At 62.6% G+C, this 22,687-nt stretch carries 27 protein-coding genes; 19 read left to right on the plus strand and 8 right to left on the minus strand.

Annotated elements, in window-relative coordinates:
- Positions 1–4: 4 nt before the first annotated feature.
- The gene (locus tag MQW23_RS10930) at positions 5–898 is read left to right on the plus strand and encodes a tyrosine recombinase XerC (RefSeq protein ID WP_252108482.1); all 894 of its coding nucleotides are present in this window, start codon (positions 5–7) and stop codon (positions 896–898) included.
- Positions 895–1,647: an HAD family hydrolase gene (locus MQW23_RS10935; protein ID WP_252108128.1), complete on the plus strand. Its 753-nt coding sequence runs from the start codon at positions 895–897 to the stop codon at positions 1,645–1,647. Before MQW23_RS10930 ends, MQW23_RS10935 begins: the two co-directional genes overlap by 4 nt.
- Positions 1,648–1,662: 15 nt before the next feature.
- Here the strand turns inward: MQW23_RS10935 and yihA are convergent, their stop codons facing one another.
- Positions 1,663–2,301, minus strand: coding sequence for a ribosome biogenesis GTP-binding protein YihA/YsxC (yihA, locus tag MQW23_RS10940; RefSeq protein ID WP_252108129.1), 639 nt, complete (start codon positions 2,299–2,301; stop codon positions 1,663–1,665).
- Positions 2,302–2,614: 313 nt separating this feature from the next.
- On the opposite strand from yihA, the gene MQW23_RS10945 reads away from it, so the two are divergent.
- The 6 genes from MQW23_RS10945 (at position 2,615) to dtd (ending at position 7,470) form a co-directional block, all read left to right on the plus strand.
- Entirely contained in the window at positions 2,615–3,247 is a 633-nt protein-coding gene (locus tag MQW23_RS10945) for a thiol:disulfide interchange protein DsbA/DsbL (protein WP_252108130.1), read from the plus strand.
- Positions 3,248–3,249: 2 nt separating this feature from the next.
- Positions 3,250–4,095: an endonuclease/exonuclease/phosphatase family protein gene (locus tag MQW23_RS10950; RefSeq protein WP_442908598.1), complete on the plus strand. Its 846-nt coding sequence runs from the start codon at positions 3,250–3,252 to the stop codon at positions 4,093–4,095.
- 139 nt (positions 4,096–4,234) lie between these two features.
- Positions 4,235–4,783, plus strand: coding sequence for a TRAP transporter small permease subunit (locus tag MQW23_RS10955; protein WP_252108131.1), 549 nt, complete (start codon positions 4,235–4,237; stop codon positions 4,781–4,783).
- Between the two features lie 8 nt (positions 4,784–4,791).
- Complete coding sequence (locus tag MQW23_RS10960; RefSeq protein WP_252108486.1) at positions 4,792–6,195, plus strand: TRAP transporter large permease; 1,404 nt, start codon at positions 4,792–4,794, stop codon at positions 6,193–6,195.
- A gap of 9 nt (positions 6,196–6,204) precedes the next feature.
- Positions 6,205–7,026, plus strand: coding sequence for a bifunctional hydroxymethylpyrimidine kinase/phosphomethylpyrimidine kinase (gene thiD, locus MQW23_RS10965; protein WP_252108132.1), 822 nt, complete (start codon positions 6,205–6,207; stop codon positions 7,024–7,026).
- A 3-nt stretch (positions 7,027–7,029) separates the two neighbouring features.
- Positions 7,030–7,470, plus strand: a complete 441-nt coding sequence (gene dtd, locus MQW23_RS10970; protein ID WP_252108133.1) for a D-aminoacyl-tRNA deacylase — start codon at positions 7,030–7,032, stop codon at positions 7,468–7,470.
- Here the strand turns inward: dtd and MQW23_RS10975 are convergent.
- A complete protein-coding gene (locus MQW23_RS10975; protein WP_252108134.1) occupies positions 7,467–9,410 on the minus strand; it encodes an ABC-F family ATP-binding cassette domain-containing protein in 1,944 nt (647 codons plus the stop codon). The two genes, dtd and MQW23_RS10975, sit on opposite strands and share 4 nt — an antisense overlap.
- Before the next feature lie 26 nt (positions 9,411–9,436).
- On the opposite strand from MQW23_RS10975, the gene MQW23_RS10980 reads away from it, so the two are divergent.
- The 6 genes from MQW23_RS10980 (at position 9,437) to bamJ (ending at position 14,589) form a co-directional block, all read left to right on the plus strand.
- On the plus strand, positions 9,437–10,009 hold the full coding sequence (locus MQW23_RS10980) for a TIGR02444 family protein (RefSeq protein ID WP_252108135.1): 573 nt from the start codon (positions 9,437–9,439) through the stop codon (positions 10,007–10,009).
- Positions 10,010–10,166: 157 nt separating this feature from the next.
- Positions 10,167–11,213, plus strand: coding sequence for a TRAP transporter substrate-binding protein (locus MQW23_RS10985; protein WP_252108136.1), 1,047 nt, complete (start codon positions 10,167–10,169; stop codon positions 11,211–11,213).
- Between the two features lie 193 nt (positions 11,214–11,406).
- Positions 11,407–11,985, plus strand: coding sequence for a TRAP transporter small permease (locus MQW23_RS10990; RefSeq protein WP_252108137.1), 579 nt, complete (start codon positions 11,407–11,409; stop codon positions 11,983–11,985).
- A gap of 29 nt (positions 11,986–12,014) precedes the next feature.
- Positions 12,015–13,298, plus strand: coding sequence for a TRAP transporter large permease (locus tag MQW23_RS10995; protein ID WP_252108138.1), 1,284 nt, complete (start codon positions 12,015–12,017; stop codon positions 13,296–13,298).
- Positions 13,299–13,328: 30 nt separating this feature from the next.
- Complete coding sequence (locus tag MQW23_RS11000) at positions 13,329–13,772, plus strand: universal stress protein (RefSeq protein WP_252108139.1); 444 nt, start codon at positions 13,329–13,331, stop codon at positions 13,770–13,772.
- Positions 13,773–13,896: 124 nt separating this feature from the next.
- Complete coding sequence (gene bamJ, locus MQW23_RS11005) at positions 13,897–14,589, plus strand: BamJ family beta-barrel-assembly machinery protein (RefSeq protein ID WP_252108140.1); 693 nt, start codon at positions 13,897–13,899, stop codon at positions 14,587–14,589.
- An 82-nt stretch (positions 14,590–14,671) separates the two neighbouring features.
- Here the strand turns inward: bamJ and MQW23_RS11010 are convergent, their stop codons facing one another.
- Complete coding sequence (locus tag MQW23_RS11010) at positions 14,672–15,280, minus strand: SCO family protein (RefSeq protein WP_252108141.1); 609 nt, start codon at positions 15,278–15,280, stop codon at positions 14,672–14,674.
- Between the two features lies 1 nt (position 15,281).
- A complete protein-coding gene (locus MQW23_RS11015; RefSeq protein ID WP_252108142.1) occupies positions 15,282–15,782 on the minus strand; it encodes a hypothetical protein in 501 nt (166 codons plus the stop codon).
- Between the two features lie 135 nt (positions 15,783–15,917).
- On the opposite strand from MQW23_RS11015, the gene MQW23_RS11020 reads away from it, so the two are divergent.
- The 4 genes from MQW23_RS11020 to MQW23_RS11035 all read left to right on the plus strand — a co-directional run bounded on the left by MQW23_RS11020 (position 15,918) and on the right by MQW23_RS11035 (position 19,069).
- Positions 15,918–16,835 (plus strand): AEC family transporter, encoded by a 918-nt coding sequence (locus tag MQW23_RS11020; protein WP_252108143.1) that lies wholly within the window; start codon positions 15,918–15,920, stop codon positions 16,833–16,835.
- A gap of 269 nt (positions 16,836–17,104) precedes the next feature.
- Positions 17,105–17,242, plus strand: a complete 138-nt coding sequence (locus MQW23_RS11025) for a DUF2256 domain-containing protein (protein ID WP_252108144.1) — start codon at positions 17,105–17,107, stop codon at positions 17,240–17,242.
- Between the two features lie 193 nt (positions 17,243–17,435).
- A complete protein-coding gene (locus tag MQW23_RS11030; RefSeq protein ID WP_252108145.1) occupies positions 17,436–17,963 on the plus strand; it encodes a TetR/AcrR family transcriptional regulator in 528 nt (175 codons plus the stop codon).
- A complete protein-coding gene (locus MQW23_RS11035) occupies positions 17,960–19,069 on the plus strand; it encodes an MFS transporter (protein WP_252108146.1) in 1,110 nt (369 codons plus the stop codon). Before MQW23_RS11030 ends, MQW23_RS11035 begins: the two co-directional genes overlap by 4 nt.
- 36 nt (positions 19,070–19,105) lie before the next feature.
- On the opposite strand, the gene trmB is transcribed toward MQW23_RS11035, so the two are convergent.
- The 3 genes from trmB to thiS form a co-directional block, all read right to left on the minus strand.
- Entirely contained in the window at positions 19,106–19,858 is a 753-nt protein-coding gene (trmB, locus tag MQW23_RS11040; protein ID WP_252108147.1) for a tRNA (guanosine(46)-N7)-methyltransferase TrmB, read from the minus strand.
- Positions 19,859–19,946: 88 nt separating this feature from the next.
- On the minus strand, positions 19,947–20,741 hold the full coding sequence (locus MQW23_RS11045; protein WP_252108148.1) for a thiazole synthase: 795 nt from the start codon (positions 20,739–20,741) through the stop codon (positions 19,947–19,949).
- A gap of 25 nt (positions 20,742–20,766) precedes the next feature.
- The gene (gene thiS / locus MQW23_RS11050) at positions 20,767–20,988 is read right to left on the minus strand and encodes a sulfur carrier protein ThiS (RefSeq protein WP_252108149.1); all 222 of its coding nucleotides are present in this window, start codon (positions 20,986–20,988) and stop codon (positions 20,767–20,769) included.
- Positions 20,989–21,105: 117 nt separating this feature from the next.
- Here thiS and MQW23_RS11055 point away from each other — a divergent pair, with 117 nt between their 5' ends.
- Entirely contained in the window at positions 21,106–21,486 is a 381-nt protein-coding gene (locus MQW23_RS11055; RefSeq protein ID WP_252108150.1) for a DUF423 domain-containing protein, read from the plus strand.
- Positions 21,487–21,503: 17 nt separating this feature from the next.
- Here the strand turns inward: MQW23_RS11055 and MQW23_RS11060 are convergent, their stop codons facing one another.
- Positions 21,504–22,511, minus strand: a complete 1,008-nt coding sequence (locus tag MQW23_RS11060) for a LacI family DNA-binding transcriptional regulator (protein ID WP_252108151.1) — start codon at positions 22,509–22,511, stop codon at positions 21,504–21,506.
- Positions 22,512–22,687: the final 176 nt, after the last annotated feature.

Consider the following 22,687-nt stretch of genomic DNA (forward strand, 5'->3'; position numbering starts at 1 on the left):
CGCGATGTGGGAGGCGATCGACGCCTATCTTGATCGGCTCGCCGAGCGTGCAAGCCCGGCGACCGTGGCGGGCTACCGTCAGGATCTCGCTGCCTTCGCCCGCTTCGCCGAAACCCGCGGCGTGGTGCTGGCCGAGCGGCTGGATGCGCCGCTTGCCCGCGCTTTTCTCGGCGCCGAGCGTAGCCGTGGGCTTTCGCCGCGAAGCCTGGCGCGGCGGCGCGCTGCGCTTTCGCGCTTTGCCGACGCGCTGGTAAGCCAGGGTACGCTTGCCGACAACCCAGTTCGGCTTGTGCGCACGCCCAAGCAGCCAGGCCACCTGCCGCGGCCGCTGGACGTGGATATCCTTGCCCGGTTTCTGGATACGCCCCATGACGACTCGCCGCTGGCTCGCCGCGACCAGGCCATGCTGGAGCTTTTCTACTCCAGCGGCCTGCGTCTGGCGGAACTCGCCGCGCTCGATCTAACCAGCCTTCAGGGCGGCTACGTGCGGGTAGTGGGCAAGGGCGGAAAGCCCCGCCAGGTACCGGTAGGCCGGCGCGCTCGCGCCGCGCTGACGCAATGGCTGACGGTGCGCGGTCTTCTGGCCGCAGGCGCAGAGTTTGCGCTGTTCGTCGGGCGTCGAGGTGGGCGCCTTGGCCACCGCGCCATCCAAAAGCGCCTGGCGCACCTGTGCGTCGAGCGCGGGTTGGCTGAGCACCTGCATCCGCACCGGCTGCGCCACTCCTTTGCCAGCCACCTTCTGGAGTCGAGCCAGGATCTGCGCGCCGTGCAGGAGCTTTTGGGCCACGCCAATCTCTCGACCACCCAGGTCTATACCCGCCTTGACTGGCAGCATCTGGCCACGAGTTACGATGCCGCCCACCCCCGTGCCAAACGCCGCCCCCGGAGCGACTCATGACCGAACCCGCAGCCGAGCTAAAAGCCATCACCTTCGATCTCGACGACACGCTCTGGGACAACCACGGCGTGATGTTGAAAACCGAGCAGGGCCACTACCAGTGGCTTTTGAGCGCACTCAACGAGTGGCGCTCAAAGCGAGACGAAACCGCGCTTGCGATCGAGCAGGAGGCGGGACTGGCGGACTATCTCGCCAAGCGTCAGGCGCTGGCCAAGGCAACGCCTGCGCGCCGGGGCGATTTCACTTGGCTGCGGCTACGCGCGCTGGAGGCCCAGCTCGAAGAGTCAGGGCTTGATCGCAGCGCCGCGATTTTGTGGGCGGCGGCGGCGATGAACGAGTTTCACCGGCTGCGCGTGCAGGTCACGCCGCACCCGGAGGCTTTTGAGCTGCTCGAAGCGCTGGGCCAGCGCTTTCATCTAGCCGCCATTACCAACGGCAATATTCACTTGAGGCGCCAGCCGCTGGCGGCCTATTTTCCCATCGCCGTGGCCGCCGGCGAGCTGTTCACCCCCAAGCCCGACCCAAGCGCGTTTTTGAACGTGCTCGAACGCCTTAACGTGGCGCCGGAGTGCGCCATGCACGTGGGGGATTCCTGGGAAGAGGACGTGCTGCCGGCAAGCAGGCTCGGCATGCACGCGGTGTGGATCGCCGGTGAGGCCGACCGGGAGCTGCCCAGCCGCGTCTACCGGCTGAGCCACGTGCGAGAGTTGCCGGCGCTGATCGCGCGGCTGGAGAATGCGCCCGACTGAGCCGGGCGGGAAACGTTACGCCGGTTCCGGCGCGTCCAGCCAGCGGTCCAGGGTTTGGCAGAGCGTCGTCACACCGTCGCGTTTGAGCGACGAGAAGAGCTGCACCGTGACCAGATCTTCCCACTCGACCAGCCGCGAGCGGACCTTTTGCAGCGCGGCGCTGGCCGGGCCCTTTTTCAACTTGTCGGCCTTGGTCAGCAGAATATGCACTGGCATGCCGCGCTGGTCGGCGACGTCGAGCATGGTCAGGTCGAACTCGGTCAGCGGGTGGCGCACGTCCATCAGCAGCACCACGCCCTTTAGGCTAAAGCGCTCCGTCAGATACTCGGAAAGATGGCGCTGCCACTCGAGCTTCACCGACTCCGGCACCTTGGCGTAGCCGTAGCCGGGCAGGTCCACCATGCGCGTGGCCGGGTCGTTCATCAGGCTGAAGAAATTGATCAACTGGGTGCGCCCGGGGGTGCGCGAGGTGCGCGCCAGCGCCTTTTGCTGGGTCAGCGCGTTGATCGCACTGGATTTTCCTGCGTTCGAGCGCCCGGCAAAGGCCACCTCGGCGCCGGTATCGTCCGGGCAGAGCGAAAGCTTCGGGGCGCTTGTCATGAACTGGGCCGTGGCGTAGTTGAGGCGCGGGCTTTGGCGGTCTTGAGTCGACATGGAAAAAAATCCTGAACGCTTGAGTCATACGTCAAGGCTACCCGGGCGCCCTCTTCGTCGAGTGCAAAGGGTCGAGGGCAAACGGCCCGGCCAGGCGGCGGCCATTTAAGCCGCTGACGGGATTGGTTACACTCGGTGGGGCAGGTAGGCTTGCTGAAAACGCTAGTGTACCACTGGACGGCGGCGAAAAAGCGGGCAAGTATGCCTTTACGGCGCATCCCTTTACGACGCGGCCTGGTGCGTTGAATGCGCCCGGGAACCGGTCGAACGTTTGATAGTCATAGGCTTCGCTCAACTTTGGAGAATGTCGATAATGTTTAAAGTATTCGTTGCGGCCGTGGCCGGCCTTGCGCTCTCGACCGCCGCCAGCGCCCAGACGGTGGTGGAAGGCCAGGACTACACGCTGCTGGAGAACCCGGTCGCAACCGTCGCCAATGACGACCACATCGAAGTCACCGAGGTGTTCTGGTTCGGCTGCCCGCACTGCTACGGCCTTCAGGACACGGTTAATGAGTGGTACGACACCCTCGACGACGACGTCGAAGTCGTCAAGATGCCCGCGACCATGGGCGGCAACTGGAATACCCATGCCACCGCTTTCTACGCTGCCCAGTCGCTGGGGATCGAGGAAGAGCTGCACCAGGACTTCTTCGATGCGATTCATCAGGACGGCCAGTCGCTGACCGATGAAGACGACATCGCCGCGTTTTTCGCCAACTACGGCGTGACCGAAGACGAAGCTAAAAAGGCGCTCAACTCTTTCCCGGTACGCAGCGAAACCAATAAAGCCAACAGCCGCATGCGCGAAATGCGCCTGATGGGCGTGCCGGCGCTGGTGGTCGACGGCCGCTTCGTGGTCACCCCGAGCACCGCCGGCGGCGCGGACAACATGCCGGTCGTCGCCGAGGCGCTGATCGAGCAGGTCCGCAGCGAGCGCGCCGAGTAATCGTGTCGGGTTTCTCCGCCGGCGACGCCTCGAAAGAAGCGCAAAGCCCGCTTTGGGAGAGCGGTACGCTGAGACTCTTGACCTTCAATTTGCAGGTCGGTATTCAAACCTCGGCGTACCATCACTACCTGACCCGCAGCTGGCAGCACTTTTTGCCCCACCCGCGCCGCGTTAAGCGTCTCGACGTCATGGGCGAGGTGCTGGGCAAGTTCGACGTAGTGGGGCTTCAGGAAGTCGACGGCGGAAGCTTTCGCTCCAGCCGTATCAATCAGGTCGAATACCTAGCTGCTCAGGCCGGGTTTCCCCACCATTTTCAGCAGCTCAACCGCAATCTGGGGCGTATCGCCCAGCACAGCAACGGGCTTTTGTCGAAACTCACCCCCAGCCGTATCGAAGAGCACCGGCTGCCCGGCACGCTTCCAGGGCGCGGGGCGATCCATGTGCGTTTTGGCAACGGCCCGGACGCGCTGCATATCTTTGTGGCGCACTTGGCGCTGAGCCACCGCGGCCGGGTGCGCCAGCTCAACTATCTAAGCGACATCATCGCCCCGCTTCGCCATGTGGTGGTGATGGGCGATCTCAACTGCACCCCGGAGCAGCTTCACGCCCACGAGCGCTTTAGCGCTTCGCTGCCGCTGCATCCGGTCAAGCCGCTTTTGAGCTACCCCTCCTGGCAGCCGCGTCGGGCGCTGGATCACATTCTGCTGTCTCAGACGCTGGAAGCCGCCGATGTCAGCGTGCTCGACCATCTCTTTTCTGATCACCTGCCGGTGGCGGTGGAGTTGCCGCTGCCTGCCGCCTGCCTACGATCACTCGAAGCCGCTCATCACCAAGTGCCCCTGACCTGACCATCGAGCTCAAAGTCGCTCTTTGGTGGCCCTTGCTCGGTAAATGGTCGTAAAAAGGGGGGCTTGAGGTCGCAGGGGATGACGCAGGGGATAGAATCGGCGATCATTTCGAGTCGTTTTCAGAAGGCAGGACACCTCCATGCGTGCAAATTCTCCTCAGCCGCGGCTTTTACGCTGGCTCGATGGGCTGACCGAAGGCGTCGGGCGAGCGGTCGCCTGGCTGATCATCATCATGATGCTGGTGCAGTTCGCCATCGTGGTGCTGCGCTATGTGATCGGGGCCAACAGCATCGTCATGCAGGAGTCGGTGATGTACATGCACGCCGCGGTGTTCATGCTTGGCGCGGCCTGGACGCTCAAGCACGACGGCCACGTGCGGGTGGATATTTTCTACCGCAAGCTCTCCAGCCGCGCCCGGGCCTGGATCGACCTGTTGGGCACGCTGTTTTTGCTCGTGCCCGTGTCGCTATTCATCGCCATCGGCAGTTTCCACTACGTGCTGACCAGCTGGGCGATCATGGAGCGCTCGCCCAACGCCGGCATTCCGGCGGTCTATCTTTTGAAGTCGCTGATTCTCGCCATGGTGGTCCTGCTGCTCTTGCAGGCGGTGGCGCAGCTGATTCGCCAAACGCTGATCATTCGCGGCGCGCTCCCCAACCCCACTCATGAGCACGAGGAGGTCGTCTAGTGGCCGTTATACTGGACTTCATGCCGCTGGTGCTCTTCGCTGCCGTGTGCGGCGTGCTAATGCTGGGCTACCCGGTGGCGCTGTCGCTGGCCGGCACGGCGCTCGCCTTCGCCGGTATCGGCTACGCGCTAACCTCTTTTGGCGTGGACGTGCCCTTCGAGCCGCACATGATGGGGGCGATGCCCAACCGTCTCTACGGCATCATGACCAACACGACGCTGCTGGCGGTGCCGCTATTCGTGCTGATGGGCGTGCTCTTGGAAAAATCCCGCGTCGCCGAAACGCTGCTCGACGCCATGGCGATGGCCTTTGGCTCGCTGCGAGGAGGGCTCGGGCTTTCGGTAATCATCGTCGGTATGCTTCTGGCCGCGTCTACCGGAATCGTGGGGGCGACCGTGGTCACCATGGGGCTTTTGTCGCTGCCGACCATGCTCAAGCGCGGCTACTCCCCGGCGCTGGCTACCGGCACCATCTGCGCTACCGGTACGCTGGGCCAGATCATTCCGCCGTCGATCGCGCTGGTGCTGCTGGGCGACGTCCTCTCCAACGCCTACCAGCAGGCGCAGCTCTCCATGGGCGTATGGAGCCCGAAGACGCTCTCCATCGGCGATCTGTTCATCGGCGCGCTGGTGCCGGGGCTGATTCTGGTCGTGGCCTACATCGTTTATCTGCTGGTGCTGGCGTGGCTCAAGCCGGCGTCGGCGCCGGCGGTGGATCGTGAGGAGCTCAAGGCGGAGCTCAATCATCAGGGCTCGATCTGGCCGCTGCTGCTCAAGGGGCTGGTGCCGCCCATTTTGCTGATCGTGGCGGTGCTAGGCTCGATTCTCGGCGGCTTCGCCACGCCCACCGAGGCCTCCGCCGTAGGCGCCTTCGGCGCGCTGGTGCTGGCGGCGGCCAACCGGCGCGTGAGCTTCACCATGCTGAAGGAGACGCTCTACTCGACCGCCCAGGTCACCAGCATGGTATTTCTGATTTTGATCGGCGCGGCGCTGTTCTCGCTGGTATTTCGCGCCTACGGCGGCGAGGAGCTGGTCACGAGCCTGTTCGAGTCCATGCCCGGCGGCGTGGTCGGCGCGACGATCATCGTCATGCTGGTGATCTTTCTGCTCGGCTTCATTCTTGATTTCATCGAGATCACCTTTGTGGTGGTGCCGATCGTCGGTCCGGTACTGCTGGCCATGGGCATCGACCCGATCTGGTTCGGCATCATGATCGCGGTGAACCTGCAGACCTCGTTTTTGACCCCGCCGTTCGGCTTTGCGCTGTTCTACCTGCGCGGCGTCACCCCGCCGAGTGTGCCGACCTCGGCGATCTACAAGGGCGTGATTCCGTTCATCCTGCTGCAGCTGGGTATGCTGCTGGCGCTGTCGCTGTTCCCCGGGATCGCCACCTGGCTCCCTTCCGTGATGTAAGAGGTGATTATGGCTGACATTGCCAAGGTATTGACCATCGCAGGCTCCGACCCCTCGGGCGGCGCCGGGCTGCAGGGAGATCTCAAGACGTTCTCGGCGCTGGGCGTTTATGCGACCAACGTGATCACGGCCGTTATCGCGCAGAACACTCAGGGTGTGGCCCGGGTCGAGCCGGTGTCGCCTTCGATGATTCGCGTGCAGCTCGAGAATCTGCTCGAGGACGTGGTCATCGACGCGGTGAAGATCGGCATGGTTGGCAGCCGCGAGGTCGCCGAGGTGATCGCTGACGTGCTCGGCAAGCATCGCCCGCGCTGGATCGTGCTCGATCCGGTGATGGTCGCCAAAAGCGGCGATATCCTGGTGGATAACGAGGGCATCCACGCGGTGCGCGATATTCTGGTGCCGCTCGCCCACGTGATCACCCCAAATCTGCCCGAGGCCGCAGTGCTGCTCGACACCGCCTCGCCCAAAACGCCGGATGAGATGGAAGCGATGTTGCCGGGGCTCACCGCGCTCGGCGCGCCCTTCGTGGTGCTCAAGGGCGGCCACCTGACCGGCGAAACCTGCCCGGATCTTTTGGCCACGCCCACCGAGCACGCCTGGCTTCCCGCTTCGCGCATCGATACCGAGAACCTGCACGGCACCGGCTGCGCGCTCTCCTCGGCGGTCACCGCGTGCTTGGCCAGGCTCCCATTGGATGCCGACGAGCACGCCCCGGTAGAGGCGATTCGCGAGGCCAAGCAGTGGCTACACGCCGCACTCGAGGCAAGCAATCAACTGCACGTCGGCCACGGGCGCGGCCCGATCCATCACTTTCATCGCTGGTGGTAGCTTGTGAAAGCACTGATTCAACGAGTGAAGCACGCCTGCGTGGACGTGGACGGCGAGCGCATCGGCGCCATCGACCAGGGGCTGCTGGCGCTGATCGGGGTCGAGCGCGGTGATAGCGAGGCGGATGCGGAAAAAATTCTGCATAAGTTGCTGCATTATCGGGTGTTCAGCGACGCCGAGGGCAAGATGAACGACAACCTGCAGCAGGCCGAAGGCGGACTGTTGCTGGTTTCCCAGTTCACCCTGGCTGCGGATACCCGTAAAGGGCTGCGGCCGGGCTTCTCCAGCGCCGCCGCCCCGGCCGAAGGCGAGCGGCTGTTTAACTACCTCGTCGAGTGCGCTCGGGCGGCCTGGCCTGCGGTCGAAACCGGCCGCTTCGGCGCCGACATGCAGGTGACGCTCACCAACGACGGGCCGGTCACTTTCATGCTCGAAAGCCGCTAGCGCTCGCTTTCGAGGATTTCAGCCTCCATCGCTTCAAGGTCTTCCTCGGCGGCGAGCCACTGCTGCTCGGCGCTGTCTACGCGCTCCTTACAGCGCGCCTGCTCGGCGAGCGCCTCAGTTAGCTCCGCCTTGCGTGCCGGGTCGGTGTAGAGCTCAGGATCAGCAAGCGTCTCTTCCACTTTTTCCAGTGCGGCCTGGGCGGCCTCCATCGCCTTTTCGGCCTGGTCACGCGCTTTTTTCTGCGGCCGCAGCTTTTCTCTGAGCGCCGCGGCGGCCTTGCGTGAGGCCTTACGGTCTACGCTTGGCTGCTGCGCCTGGCGCTCGCTCTTCTCGACGCGCTCCTCGCGGCGGCTCTCTTCCAGACGCGTCTTGAGCCAGGCGCGGTAGTCGTCCAGATCGCCGTCGAAGGGCTCGACCCGGTGATCCGCCACCCGCCAGAACTCGTCGACCGTAGCGCGTAGCAGGTGGCGGTCGTGGGACACCAGAATCACCGTGCCCTCGAAGGCCGAAAGCGCCTGGGTCAGCGCCTCGCGCATCTCCAGATCCAGGTGGTTGGTGGGCTCATCGAGCAGTAACAGGTTCGGCTTTTGCCAAGCCACCAGCGAAAGCGCCAGGCGCGCTTTCTCGCCGCCGGAGAAGTGGGCGACCGTGGCGAAGGCGTCGTCGCCCTTGAAGCCGAAGCCGCCGAGAAAGTTGCGGATCTCCTGGTCGCTTGCGGTGGGGGAGAGGCGCTGCACGTGGACGAAGGGCGTAGCGGTGACGTCGAGCCCCTCGAGCTGGTGCTGGGCGAAGTAGCCGATCGCCAGGTGCTCGCCGGGCACGCGCTTGCCGGCCAGCAGTTCGAGCTCGCCGGTCAGCGTCTTGATCAGCGTCGACTTGCCCGCGCCGTTGGGGCCCAGCAGGCCGATGCGGCTACCGGGCAGCAGCGTCAGGTTGACCTTGTCGAGCTGAACGGTTTCTTCGGTGTCACCGCGATAGCCCAGGCGTGCGTCGTCGAGCACCAGCAGCGGGTGCGAGGTCTTGTCGGCGGCGGGCAGGGTGAAGTGGAACGGCGAGTCGACGTGGGCCACGGCGATCTCTTCCATGCGCTCGAGCATCTTCACCCGGCTCTGCGCCTGGCGCGCCTTGGTCGCCTTGGCCTTAAAGCGGGCGACGAAGCGCTCGATTTCCTCGCGCCTCGCCTGCTGTTTGGCGGCCTGGGCCTGCTGAAGGGCGAGCTTCTCGGCGCGGGTGCGCTCGAAGCGCGAATAGTTGCCGCGGTAGAGCTCAACGTTTTGCTGGTGCATGTGGACGATGTGATCGCACACCGCGTCGAGAAAGTCGCGGTCGTGAGAGATCAGCAGCAGCGTGCCCGGGTAGCGGGTCAGCCAGTTCTCGAGCCAGAGCAGCGCGTCGAGGTCCAAGTGGTTGGTTGGCTCGTCGAGCAGCAGCAAATCAGAGGGCATGAACAGCGTACGCGCCAGGTTCACCCGCATGCGCCAGCCGCCGGAAAAGCTCGATAGCGGCTGGGTCAGATTCGCTTGTAAAAAGCCCAGGCCGACCAGCAGCTGGGCAGCGCGGGACTCGGCGGTGTAGCCATCGAGGGTTTCGATCAGCCCGTGAAGCTCCGCCTCGCGGTGGGCGTCATCGGCGCGCTGGGCATCGCGCAATTCCTGCTGCGCCTGGCGCAGGGCAACGTCACCATCCAGCACGTACTCGATGATCGACCGGTCGAGCGCCTCGACTTCCTGAGCCATGTGGGCCACGCGTTGGCCGCCGCTCATTTCGACATCGCCCTGGTCCGGACCCAGCTCGCCGAGCAGCAGCTTGAAAAGACTCGACTTGCCGGCGCCGTTGGCGCCGATGATGCCGGCCTTGACGCCATTGTGTAGCGTCAGATCGGCGCCCTCCAGCAGCGTTTGCGTGCCCCGTTGCAGGGCCACCTGGCGCAGTGCGATCATGCTTTCTCCCGAATGAGGCGAACGTGATGAGTGATTCTAACCGATCAAAGTGCTTGCAGCAGACACCGCTTTGGGATTTCGCCTGCGCTTTCTACGCGCTCGACGACGTGGCGCCGGCGTGTTTGACGCTGCAGGACCAGGCCGGGGTCGACGTCTGCGAGCTGCTGTTCCACGCCTGGCTTTATTGTCAGCGGCTCAAAGCCAAGCCGGTAGCGCTTGCCCGAGAGCGGCTGGCGCGAGCGCGCTGGCAGCGCGAGATCACCCAGCCGCTTCGCGCGCTTCGCCAAACGCTCAAGGGCCAAGCGCAACAAAGTGCCTCGATCGCGGCGCTGCGCGAGACGATCAAGCACGCCGAACTCGCCGCCGAAAAAGAAAACCTGGACGCTTGGCAGGCGTTCGCGCTCGCGCCTCAAAGCGATATTTCAACGCTCGAAGAGCTCGATGAATCATCAAAAAAAGCGAGCGTTTGGCTACGATGCCAGCTCTTTTGCGATGATTTCACGACCGATAGCCTCGTTTTCGATAAGCCTTGTGTCCAGATCGAAAACGCTTGGGAGGTGATTGGCACCCGTCTTGACCCGGTCAAATCAGCGCGCTAGCCTCAAATTAAGCTATTTTTGAATAACGCATGGCATTTGAGTCGACCGTGCCCGCTTCAAACTTAGCGGGTAAGGCATCAACGCTGCGCTAGCCGTTATTTAAAAATGGATTTTTGCGCTTTATTTGACGCGCTTACCACTCCAAGGGGAACACTGCATGAAGGCTTACAAGGCTTTATCAACGCGTTCGGTCACGTCCAAACTTCTTACCTCGGCAAGCGTTGGCGCGCTGCTGTTCGGCCTGAGCGCCGCGGCCCAGGCAGATAACTGGCGTTACGCCCACGAAGAGTACGAAGGCGACGTTCAGGACGTGTTTGCCCAAGCGTTCAAGGGGTACATCGAAGAGAACTCCGACCATACCGTCCAGGTGTATCGCTTTGGCGAGCTGGGCGAGTCCGACGACATCATGGAGCAGACCCAGAACGGCATCCTGCAGTTCGTCAACCAGTCGCCCGGCTTTACCGGCGCCTTGATTCCCGAAGCGCAAATCTTCTTCATTCCCTACCTGCTGCCTACCGACGAAGAGACCGTTCTGACGTTCTTCGACGAAAGCGAGGCGATCAACGAGATGTTCCCCGAGCTCTACGCCGAGCAGGGGCTCGAACTTCTTCAGATGTATCCTGAAGGCGAAATGGTCATCACTACCGACGAGCCGATCAGCTCGCCGGAGGATATGGATAACAAGAAAATCCGTACCATGACCAACCCGCTGCTCTCCGAGACCTACAGCGCGTTTGGCGCCACGCCGACGCCGCTGCCCTGGGGTGAGGTGTACGGCGGCCTGCAGACCGGCATCATCGACGGTCAGGAAAACCCGATCTTCTGGATCGAGTCTGGCGGGCTTTATGAAGTGTCACCGCACCTGACCTTTACCGGCCACGGCTGGTTCACCACCGCGATGATGGCCAACCAGGACTTCTACGACGGCCTCTCCGAAGAGGACCAGCAGCTGGTTCAGGACGCCACCGAAGCCGCTTATGAGCAGACCATGGACCACGTCAAGGGGCTGGCCGAGGAGTCACTGGAGAAAATTCAGGAGGCGTCCGACGAAGTCACCGTTACGCGCTTGAACGACGAGCAGATCGAAGCGTTTCGCGAGCGCGCCCCGCAGGTCGAGGAAGCCTTCCTCGAGATGACCGGCGAGCGCGGAAGCGAGCTGCTTGAGCAGTTCAAGGCCGACCTTGAAAACGTTGAAAACGAGTAAGCGCGTTGTCTCCGGTGGGACGATGATCCCACCGGCTTCGCCGCACGCCTATCTCGAGTAACGCAAGGGGCAGCCACGGCTGCCCTTTTTAGTGTTCCTGGAGATGCGTTTTGAATGCACTTTATCCGCGCCTTTTAACCGCAATGCCGCTCGTATTGACGGGCGAAGCGCAGGCGCTGACAGGAGAGTAGCCATGACCGAAGAGGAAGCAGAAGCCAACTATCGCTCGGGGCTTCCCGGCGTTTTGGGGGTGATCGACACCGCAATTAGCAAAGTCGAATCAGTGATTCTGGCGCTGGGGGTTTTGCTAATGGCGCTGAATACGGTCATCAACGTCGTTGCCCGATTCGTGTTCGGCAACAGCATCATGTTCTCCGGCGAGCTCAACCGGATTCTCATCATCATGATTACTTTCGCGGGGATCGGCTACGCCGCCCGCCACGGCCGTCATATCCGTATGTCGGCCATTTACGATGCGCTGCCGGTGGGCGGGCGCCGCGCGCTGATGGTCGTGATTTCGCTGTTCACCTCGCTCGTGATGTTCTTTTTGCTCTACTACTCGGTGATCTACATCCTCGATCTCTACAGCAAGGGGCGGGTGCTGCCGGCGCTCAGCCTGCCGGTGTGGATGATCTACGTGTGGGTGCCGATGGGGTTTTTGATCACCGCCATTCAATACCTGCTGACCGCCATCAAGAACCTGACCAGCCACGACGTCTATCTCTCGACCGGCGTTGTGGATGGGTACAAGGACACGGAAACGGAAGTTTAACAAGGGCCACGCGGGCTTAGGGGAACACGATGACGACGATAATGGTAGTGACCATGATCGCCCTGCTGCTGCTGGGCTTTCCCATGATGGTTCCGCTGATCACTGCCGCGGTGATCGGCTTTTACATGATGTTCAACGGCTTTGGCCAGATGGATACGTTGATTCAGCAGATGATGGCGGGCATCCGGCCAGCCTCGTTGATTGCGGTGCCGATGTTCATTCTCGCCGCCGACATCATGACCCGAGGCCAGTCGGCCAACCGCCTGATCGAAATGGTGATGTCTTTCATCGGCCACATCAAGGGTGGGCTTGCGGTCAGCACTGCAGCGTCGTGCACGCTGTTTGGCGCGGTATCCGGCTCGACCCAGGCAACGGTGGTGGCGGTGGGCTCACCGCTTCGTCCAAGGATGCTTAAAGCGGGCTACTCGGACTCGTTTACGCTGGCGCTGATCATCAACGCCAGCGACATTGCGTTTTTGATTCCGCCGAGTATCGGCATGATCATTTACGGCGTTATTTCCGGCACTTCGATCGGCGAGCTCTTCATCGCCGGTATCGGGCCAGGGCTTCTGATTCTTTTCATGTTTTCGGCGTACTGCATCGTTTATGCGATCGTCAAGGACGTCCCCACCGAGCCGCGCGCGAGCTGGAAGACCCGCGCGCTGGCAGTAAAAGATGCGCTCTGGCCGCTGGGCTTTCCGGTCATCATCGTCGGCGGTATCTACGGCGGCGTGTTCAGCCCCACGGAAGCGGCGGCGGCCTGCGTGCTTTACGCGGTGCTTCTGGAGTTCGTGGTGTTTCGCTCGCTGAAAATGACCGATATCTACGCCATCGCAAAATCTACCGGCTTGATCACGGCGGTGGTGTTCATTCTGGTGGCAGTGGGTAACGGCTTCTCCTGGATCATCTCGTTTGCCCAGATTCCTCAGGCCATTCTCGAAGCGGTGGGGGTCAACGACGCTGGGCCGACCGGCGTTTTGATCGCGATCTGCGTGTCGTTTTTCGTTGCCTGCATGTTCGTCGACCCGATTGTAGTGATTCTGGTGCTCACGCCGATCTTCGCGCCGGCGGTGGCCGCCACGGGCCTCGACCCGGTGCTGGTGGGTATTTTGATCACGCTGCAGGTGGCGATCGGCTCGGCGACGCCACCGTTTGGCTGCGATATCTTCACCGCGATCGCTATCTTTAAGCGCCCGTACTGGGACGTGATCAAGGGCACGCCGCCGTTCATCTTCATTTTGATACTCGCCGCAGCGCTTCTGATCATGTTCCCGCAAATTGCGCTGTTTCTACGCGATGTGGCCTTTCGCTAGGTGACCGGATCATAAAAAGGGGAGACACCCATGTTTCATCGTATCCTGGTACCGGTGGATGGCTCGAAGGGCGCGGTCAAGGCGCTCGAGAAAGCGGTGAGCTTGCATCTGTTGACCGGCGCGGAGCTCTACATACTCTGCGTCTTCAAGCATCACAGCCTGCTCGAGGCGTCGCTTTCCATGGTGCGCCCGAGCAAGCTCGACATTCCCGACGACGCGCTCAAGGAGTACGCCGCGGAAATCGCCGTCTACGCCAAGGCACTCGCGGTGGAGCTTGGCGCTGACGCCACTCGGGTGCGCGCCTTCGTCAAGGGCGGGCGACCGTCGCGCACGATCGTACGCTTTGCGCGAAAGCGCGAGTGCGATTTGACCGTGATCGGCGCCCAGGGTACCAACGGCGACAAGAATCTGCTGCTCGGCAGCGTGTCACAGCGCGTTGCCGGGGCATCGCACTGCCCCACCCTGGTGGTGTAATCTTGAAACCGCAGTTTTAAACCTTTGGCCCACAAAGGGGTCTTAACCAGACAGGCGTCGCGTATACGCTTTTGCGACCCAGAATTCTCTAGCCGGCGCACAGCGTCTTGAAGAAGGTTTACACATGAAAGCAATGGTCTCTACAACGTTCAAAACCGCGGCTTTGACCGGGCTTCTTTTGGTGGCGCCGTTCGCCGCCGCCGAGCCGGAAACCGACGAGCAGCGCTTGGCCTACAGCCTTGGGGTTACGCTTGGCGAAAGCATGAAGGCAGATATCGAGGATCTCGATATCGATACCTTCACAAACGGCATGCGCGACGTGTTCGAAGACAACGAGCTGGCGCTTTCCGAAGAAGAGATGATGGAAACCCTGGTCGCCTTCCAGCAGCGCTCCATGCAGGAACGTGAAGAGCAGGCGGCGGAAATCGCCGAGATGAATCAGCAGGAAGGCGAGGAGTATTTGGCCGAAAATGCCGAGCGTGACGATGTCGAAGTCACCGAGTCTGGCCTGCAGTACGAAGTGCTCGAGTCAGGCGATGGCGAATCCCCCGGCCCCGAAGACACCGTCGAGGTGAACTACGAAGGCATGCTGCTCGATGGCACCGTGTTCGACAGCTCTTTCGAGCGTGGCGAGTCGGTCACCTTCCAGGTCAACCAGGTGATCGAAGGCTGGCAGGAAGCGCTGCAGATGATGAGCGTCGGCGACAAGTGGATGATCTACATCCCCTCCGAGCTCGCCTACGGCGAAAACGGCCAAGGCCCGATCGGTCCCAACGAAATGCTCACTTTCCGCGTCGAGCTGCTGGGTATCGAGTAATCACTTCCCCACGCCTTGACCGCACTGCGCCGCCCGAGGGCGGCGCTTTTGTTGCATTGAGCGTTCACGTCAGCGGCGCTGGCTAACCGGTGCCCCGCTCGAGCTCGCGATCCAGTGCCGACACCAGCGCCGACGGCGTGGGTGAATAAAGCACCCGCTCAAGAATCTCTCCCTCCCGATTGACGAGAAAGAGCCCGGCGGTGTGGTCCACGGTATAGGCCATGGAGGAATCCGGCGCCTCCCGGCGCTGCCACACCACGCCGTAGCGCTCGGCCACGTCCGCAAGCTCTCCGGGGGAGCCGACCAGCCCTACGAACTCGCTGCCGAAGGTCTCCATGTACTCGCGCATCCGCGCCAGGGTGTCGCGCTCGAGATCCACCGTGACCATGACCGGGACGATCCGCTCGCGGGTAGCGTCATCGAACTGCTCCAGCGCCTGGCGTTTGACGGCCAGCGTAATCGGGCAGACGTCCGGGCAGTACGTATAGCCGAACGTCACCACCGCGATCTGATCCTCATCAAGGTGGGAAAGCGAAAAGGCGCCGTCGGTCGAGGCCATGGCGATCGGCCCGCCGCGCGGCGCATCGCTTTTTTGCCCGGCGCCGGTCAGCAACAGCGCCAGCGCGCCAAGCCCGCCCAGTACCAAAAGCAGGGCCGCGATCACCTCGCGGCGTTTGAGAAGTGCGTGCATGCTAACTCCGGGTAACCTCGAAATCGAACCAGCTGCCGATTTTACCGCTAGGCGTGGTCACCACCACCCGCGCCCGCCAGGCCATGACCGCCTGAGTGCAGAGCCCGACCTGCCCCTGGCCGTGGAAGTGGCCCGGCGCGGTGGTGATCAGATCGAAGTGGTGGCGGCCCATTTCCATGTCGCGGCCGATGAATTCAACGCTTGCCTGGCGCGCCGGCACGCCCTTGACGGTCACCTCGAGCGGTAGAACGTTGAGCGCCTCGATGGGCCCATCCACGTCCACCGCGAAGCTCAGTACGCCGTTATCTAACGGCGCCGAGCAGGCGCCGGTGTGCAGCGCGCAGCCCGGGTTGGGCGCAAACCAGGTGATCTCGCTGTCGTCGCGCAGCCAGCTGTTCAAGCCGTACGTCAGGCACGCCATCAGCGCCAGGGCGGTGACCAGCATGAGTACGTTGAGCAGTGGAAAAGCGCGAGAATGTCCCAACGGGGTTCGCTTGTTCATGGCAGCGTTGGCTTGTTCATGGCAAAAGCGTCACGATACGACCACAGGGCAGAGAAGATACTGCATGGTAGCAGCTAAGCGACGCCGACGAGCAGTCAGGATGTCGAATATCGCGCGTCAATCGAAGGAGCATCGATGAACAGCATTACCGGAGCGCTGGGGCCGCTCTTTATCTTGATTCTACTGGGCGGGGTCATCGGCTACCGGCGCTGGCCGAGCCTTGAGTTCTGGGCGCAAATGGAAAAACTCATCTATTTCGTGCTGTTCCCCGCCATGCTGGTGGCAACGCTTGCCACGGCGGACGTAAGCCAAGTGCCCGTGGCAAGGCTTGCGGCGGTGCTGCTGGGGGCGATCGGGCTCATGACGGGGCTGCTCTGGAGGCTGCGTGAATGGATCCGGCTGGACGCACCGGCGTTCACCTCCGTTTTTCAGGGCGCGATTCGCTTCAACACCTACGTGGGCGTGGCTGGCGCCGGGGCCCTGCACGGAAGCGCCGGGGTGACCACCGCGGCGGTCGCGGTGGCGGTCATGGTGCCGGTGGTCAACATCCTTTGCGTGGCGAGCTTCATCCGGGCCGGCACGCTAGGGCAGGCAAGCCTGGGGCAAAGCGCGCTAACGCTTTTGAAGAACCCGCTGATTCTAGCCTGCCTGGCGGGGATCTTTTTGAACGTAAGCGGCATTGGCCTTCCCGGCTGGAGCGCCAGTGCCGCAGAGCTACTGGGCCGCGCCGCGCTGCCGCTGGGGCTGGTGGCGGTAGGCGTGGCGCTTCGCCCGGCGGCGCTGTGGCGCCTGGACCGCGGTACGCTGACTACTAACGTGGCCAAGCTTTTGCTCATGCCGCTGGTCGTGCTGCTGCTCGCCTGGGCGCTGGGGCTCGACCCCTTGAGCCGCGACGTAGCGCTTTTATTTGCCGCGCTGCCCACGGCGACCTCGGCCTATATCCTGGCTCGCCAACTGGGCGGCGACGCGGAACTGATGGCCGCGATCATCACAGGACAAACGCTTTTAGCCATGCTGACGCTGCCGCTGTGGCTAAAACTGGCGGGCGGGTAAAAATAAATAAAAAGTATTCGCATTTGTGTTGACGCGGTAAATGAGAATTATTATATTGTCCTTGCTGGCGTTTGATGAGACGTCACAACCAGGGCAGCGGGACTTTTTCTGTCATGGTTTCTCCCTCTCATTGCTAGTCACGGTCTTTTGCCACTCCTCTGGAGTGGCTTTCTTTTTTTGTGCCTCCCGAAATTTTTACGCCCTTACCGTCCCGGAAGCGGGGACAACGTGTCTAGACTGAGGCGACATTCCGTACGCGAGCCGCCCTCATGGCCCATAAAAAGCCCCACCTTCCGACCAAAACCTGCCCCGTCTGCCAAAAGCCCTTCGCTTGGCGCAAGAAGTGGGCACGCGACTGGGATAACGTCGTCTACTGCTCCGAGCGCTGCCGGCGCCAGGGCGTTTAAACCCTTCCCGCCTCGATACCCGCGGTTTTTTTAAAGTGGTGCGCTCACTCAAGAGTTATCTATCCATCAAACACTTGCGTGCTCATGGCGTTTTTAGGGCGCCTTGGGCTCAGGCGGCTACGGCGATATCGTTTGATGGTGTAAAATGATCGTTTTACATTGAGTGTGTGGTTCCATTCAAAGGAGACGCACAATGGACATAATGAGCAAACTCGTTGCCGCCTCGGAAGCGCTGTTCGACCGCCACGGTTTTACCGCCACCGGCATGGATAAGTTGACCAAAAGCGCGGGTATCTCGAGCCGCACGCTCTATAAACACGCGGGCAGCAAGAATGCGTTGATTGCCAGTGTGCTTGGCGAACGTGACAAGCGTTTTGCCCGTCGGCTGGAGGTCGATAGCATCGATGCGCTGTTCAAGGCGCTGGAGGATTGGGCGCGGGTGGAAGGGGGGCGCGGCTGCCTTTTCCTGCGCGCTTATGGAGAGACCGGCGGCGACTCCCCGGAAATCGTCGAGGCCGTGCTGGCTCATAAAGCCCGCGTGGCGGACAAGATCGCCGAGCTGGTCATCGTGGAAACGCGCCAGAGCGACAACGCTGATCTAGTCGAGCAGATCATCGTGCTTTTTGAGGGGGCGACGGCCGCTGCGATCTATCGCGGTGAGCAATCGGTAGTCGCCGCGCGGATGGCGGCCGCTACGCTGCTCGAGCGTCACCGCTTGTGAGCCCGGCACTGACGCTCGGCGCATGCGGCTTTGGCCTGATTGCGGTGTGCTACGGATTTGCGCGCTTTGCTTTCGGGCTTTTTCTTCCGCAAATCGATGCCGAGCTTTCCCTTTCCACGAGCCTCAGCGGATTCATTTCCGGCGGCTCCTTTCTTGGCTACTGTGTCGCCATCGTCGCGTCTGCCTACTTGACCGAGCGGCTGGGGCCTCGGCTTGTGGCCATCGGTGCAGCGCTGGTGGCAGGGATTGGCATGCTAGGAATTGTCATGGCGACGTCAGCCTGGTGGTTAGCCCTGGCGGTGATGCTGGCGGGCTCGAGTACCGGGCTTGCCTCGCCGCCCATGGCCGCGGCGGTGGACAAGGTCGTGGCGCCCAAACGTCAAAGCCTGACCAATACCGTGATCAACGCCGGCACCGGGGCGGGCGTAGTCCTGTCAGGCTCGATGGCACTCTGGATGGAGGATTGGCGTCTGGCCTTCGCGGGATTTGCCGCGACGGCGCTTCTGCTTTCGGTGGCGGTCGCGTTCAGCGTACCCGGTGGCAAGCACAAGGCCGGTGCGAAGGCGGGGAAGGTGTCGCTCAATGCGCTGCTAATCCGCTTGATCATGGCATCGTTTTTGATGGGAGCCGCCAGTACCGCGGTGTGGTCGTTCGGCGGCCAGCTTTTGGCGCTACGCCTCGATTGGGGCCATACCGGCAGCGGACTCTTGTGGATTGCGATCGGCGGTGCGGGAATGGCAGGCGCCTTTGCGGGGGCGCTGATCACCCGATTCGGGATCAACCCGATACACCGGGTCTTTCTGGCGGCGCTTGCGCTGGGAGTGCTCATGGTGGGGATGGTCAACACGACGCCAGCGATGGCGCTTATCGGCGGGCTGCTCTTCGGCATGGCTTATATTATGCTGACCGGCGTCTATCTGGTATGGGGCATTAACGCGCTGCCCGAGCGCCCGGCCACAGGATTAATGGTCGGTTTTCTGACCATCGCGGTCGGGCAAACGGCGGGCGCGCCGGTGTTCGGGATGATGATGGATCAACTGGGCGCCACCACCGCCGTTGTAGCATTTGCAGGTCTTACGCTGACCGCGGCCTGGGCGCGCGGCTAACGTTCAGGCCGCAAGCCCTGGTCACTCACTTTTGGTTCAAGGCGTTTTTCGGTAAATCAGATCCCATACGCCGTGGCCGAGCTTCTCGCCGCGCGCCTCGAACTTGGTCAGCGGGCGGAAAGTGGGGCGCGGCACGAAAGGCGCGGTATCGGCGTCGGCGGTATTGGCATAGCCGGGCGCGGCTTCCATGACCTCGGCCATCCACTCGGCGTAGGCTTCCCAATCTGTTGCCATGTGGAAAAAGCCGTTCGGCTCCAGCCGGGTGCGGATCAGCTCCACAAACGCGGGCTGAACGATGCGCCGCTTGTGGTGCTTCTTCTTCGGCCAGGGGTCGGGGAAGAACAGCTGAACGGTGTTGATCGCCCCCGCCGGCAGGCACTCTTCCAGCACGCGCAGCGCATCCTCGCGATAGACGCGCAGGTTGGTGAGCCCGAGTTTGTCGGCTTCATCGAGTAGTTTGCCCACGCCCGGTGCGTGCACCTCGATACCGATGAAGTCGGTACCCGGGTGGGTTTTGGCCTGTTCGATCAGAGAGTTACCCATGCCAAAACCGATCTCGACCACGCAGGGGGCTTTACGCCCAAACAGCGCGTAGAGATCCTGCGGCCCGTCTTCCAGCGCGAGGCCAAGGCGCGGCCATACGTCTTCGAGGCCGCGGGTCTGGGCCGGCGTCATGCGCCCGGCGCGAATCACGTAGCTTTTGATGCCGCGGCGGTGAAGCGGCGCGTCCTGGCTTTCGGGCCCCGTGGTGCCGGCGTTATCGGACGGGGTGGCGTTATTCTCGGTCATGGGGTCTCGGCAAGGGTTCTCGAATAAAGCGTCAAAATGGTTCTTTGAAACAGGTCTTTAAAACAGGCCTTTAAAACAAGGCGTCGAATCAGCCGTTGATACGGCCGGCAAAGGGCGTGGACGCCTCGGCGGTGTCCCGGCGCGCCATGCGACCGGCCAAAAAGGCGTCGCGGCCGGCCTCGACGGCCCGCTTCATGGCGCGGGCCATGCGCAGCGGCTCGCGAGCGTGGGCGATGGCGGAGTTGAGCAGCACGCCGTCGCAGCCGAGCTCCATGGCGATCGCCGCCTCGGAGGCGGTACCGATGCCGGCGTCTACCAGTACCGGTACGCTCGACTGCTCGACGATCAGGCGAACGTTGTAAGGGTTCTGGATGCCGTGGCCGGAGCCGATCAGGGACCCCAGCGGCATGATCGCGCAGCAGCCGATCGCCTCGAGCTCGCGGGCAACGATCGGATCGTCGCTGGTATAGACCATGACGTCGAAGCCGTCGTCGATCAGCGTTCTCGCGGCAGAGAGCGTTTCCACCACGTTGGGGTAGAGCGTGGCGTCGTCACCGAGCACCTCGAGCTTGACCAGGTTGTGGCCGTCGAGCAGTTCGCGGGCGAGCCGGCAGGTGCGTACCGCGTCCTTGGCATTGTAGCAGCCGGCGGTGTTGGGCAAGAGCGTATAGCGGCTTGGTGGAATCACATCCAAAAGATTCGGCGCGTCGGCGTCCTGGCCCAAGTTGGTGCGGCGCACCGCAAAGGTGACAATCTCGGCGCCGCTTTCAGCCACGGCTTGGCCGGTTTCCGCCATGTCCTTGTACTTGCCGGTGCCGACCAGAAGGCGCGAGCCAAAGGTGCGCCCGGCAACGGTAAAAGGCGTATCGTGGTGTGCAGTCATGTGTAGTCCTTAAGCGCGAAGGTGGCTAGCCGCCGCCGATGGCGTGGACGACTTCGATCTGATCGCCTTCGTTGAGCGCGGTGGCGTCGAGCTGGCTTTTGGGTACGATCTGCTCGTTGATCTCGACGGCGATGCGCCGCCCGGTCAACCCCAGCTGAGCGATCAGATCCGCCGCCGTCTGCCCTTGATTGATGGCGTAAGGTTCGCCGTTGAGCCTAAGCTCTATGGGTGCGTTAGGGGTAGACATGAACGATGAGTATCCCTTGATAAGCCAAACATCCCCTATTGTAGCGGTTTAGCGCCGTGCAAGGTATGTCACCTGTGATATGAATGGGGTCGAACCGACAACGGTAAGGAGCGTTACGTGCAGCAAGCCGATAAAGCATGGTGGTGTTGGGTCGCGATCTCCGGTGCGGTGATGGTGGCGCTCGGCGCCTACGCCGCCCACGGGCTGCCCGAGCGGGTCGGAAGCGACATGGTCAGCGCTGTGGAAACCGGCGTGCGCTACCAGGCCTGGCATACGCTGGCGATGCTGGCGCTTTTGGTGTGGCGCGCCCAGCGCCCGCGTGCGGGCCAGCGGCTGGTGCTCACGCTCTGGCTGCTGGGTACGCTCGGTTTTTGCGGGTCGCTCTACGCCATGGCGCTTTTCGGGCTGAGCGTGGGGATCGTCACGCCCATCGGCGGGGTAGCGCTGATCGGCGGGTGGCTGGCGCTTTTGCTGGTGGTGGCGATCGCGCGGGATTAGCGTTTTTTAACGCCTTTTTAAACAGCCCCGGGGCGGGCGGTACTTTGGCGCACGATCAGCCGGGTCTCCAGCACCTGATGGCGCTCGACCGGCTCATCGCGAATCAGCCCAAGCAGCAGCTTCATCGCCTTTTGCCCGATCTCGGGGCGCGGCTGGCTGATGGTGGTGAGCTCCGGGTCGCAGTACTCGCTCAGGCGGATGTTGTCGAAACCGACGATTGAAAGATCCTTCGGTACCGCAAGGCCGAGCTGGCGCGCGGCCTTGAGCACGCCAATGGCCATTTCATCGCTGTGGCAAAAAATCGCCGTGGGGCGGTGTCTGGACGGGGTCAGCAGTTCAAGCCCCTGGGCGTAGCCCGAGTGGACGCCAAAATCCCCTGCTTGGGTGCGCGCCGTGTCCAATAAGCCGTGGGCGGTTAGCGTATCGCGGTAGCCACGCTCGCGCTCGAGACAGATCGGATTGGCGGCGGGGCCGCTGATCGTCGCGATGTGGCGATGGCCCAGCGAAACCAGGTAGTCGATCGCCTGGCAGGCGGCCCGGTAGTTATCCACCGTGACCGTGGGCAGGTCGATATCGCTGAAAAATTCGCAGGCCATGACCAGCGGAAAGCGCGCCTGGCGGCGGGCGTTTTCCACCAGCGCTCGAGGCACATCGGCGGTGAGCAGCAGCACACCGTCGGCCTGGTTGGCGGGCAGCAGATCGAAGTAGGCCTCGGCGCGACCGGGGTCGCGCTCGCAATCGCCGATCAGAATCTGATACCCGGCCTGGTGAGCGATTTCTTCGATGCCGTTGATGATCTCGGAGAAAAAAGGGTTCGAGATATCCGGCAGCAGCGCGACGATGGTTTTGGACTCCCGGCGGCGCAGGTTGCGCGCCGCGCCGTTGGGCGTATAGCCCACCTGAGCAATGGCGCGAGCGACACGGGCGCGCGTCGCCTCACTGACCTTCTCCGGGGTGGCCAGCGCTCGCGACACCGTAGCGGTGGAGCAGCCGGCCACACTTGCGACTTCCTTGATCGTACTCATGGCGGATATCTAAATAAAAGGGCGGTAGCTTAACGCAGCAGGGCACCTAGCGGTAACGTTCGAGGCCACCTGACCGCGCTTGTGCCGTTTAGCGCAAAAGCTCAGGCGCTCCTCATTGTAAACGATTGCATAAAAGGGCCCGCCGAGACAGCGATTTTCATTTTAATGGCTGGCTG

Source organism: Halomonas sp. S3-1-1 (assembly GCF_023757625.1).
In the GTDB taxonomy this organism is placed as follows: Bacteria; Pseudomonadota; Gammaproteobacteria; order Pseudomonadales; family Halomonadaceae; genus Vreelandella.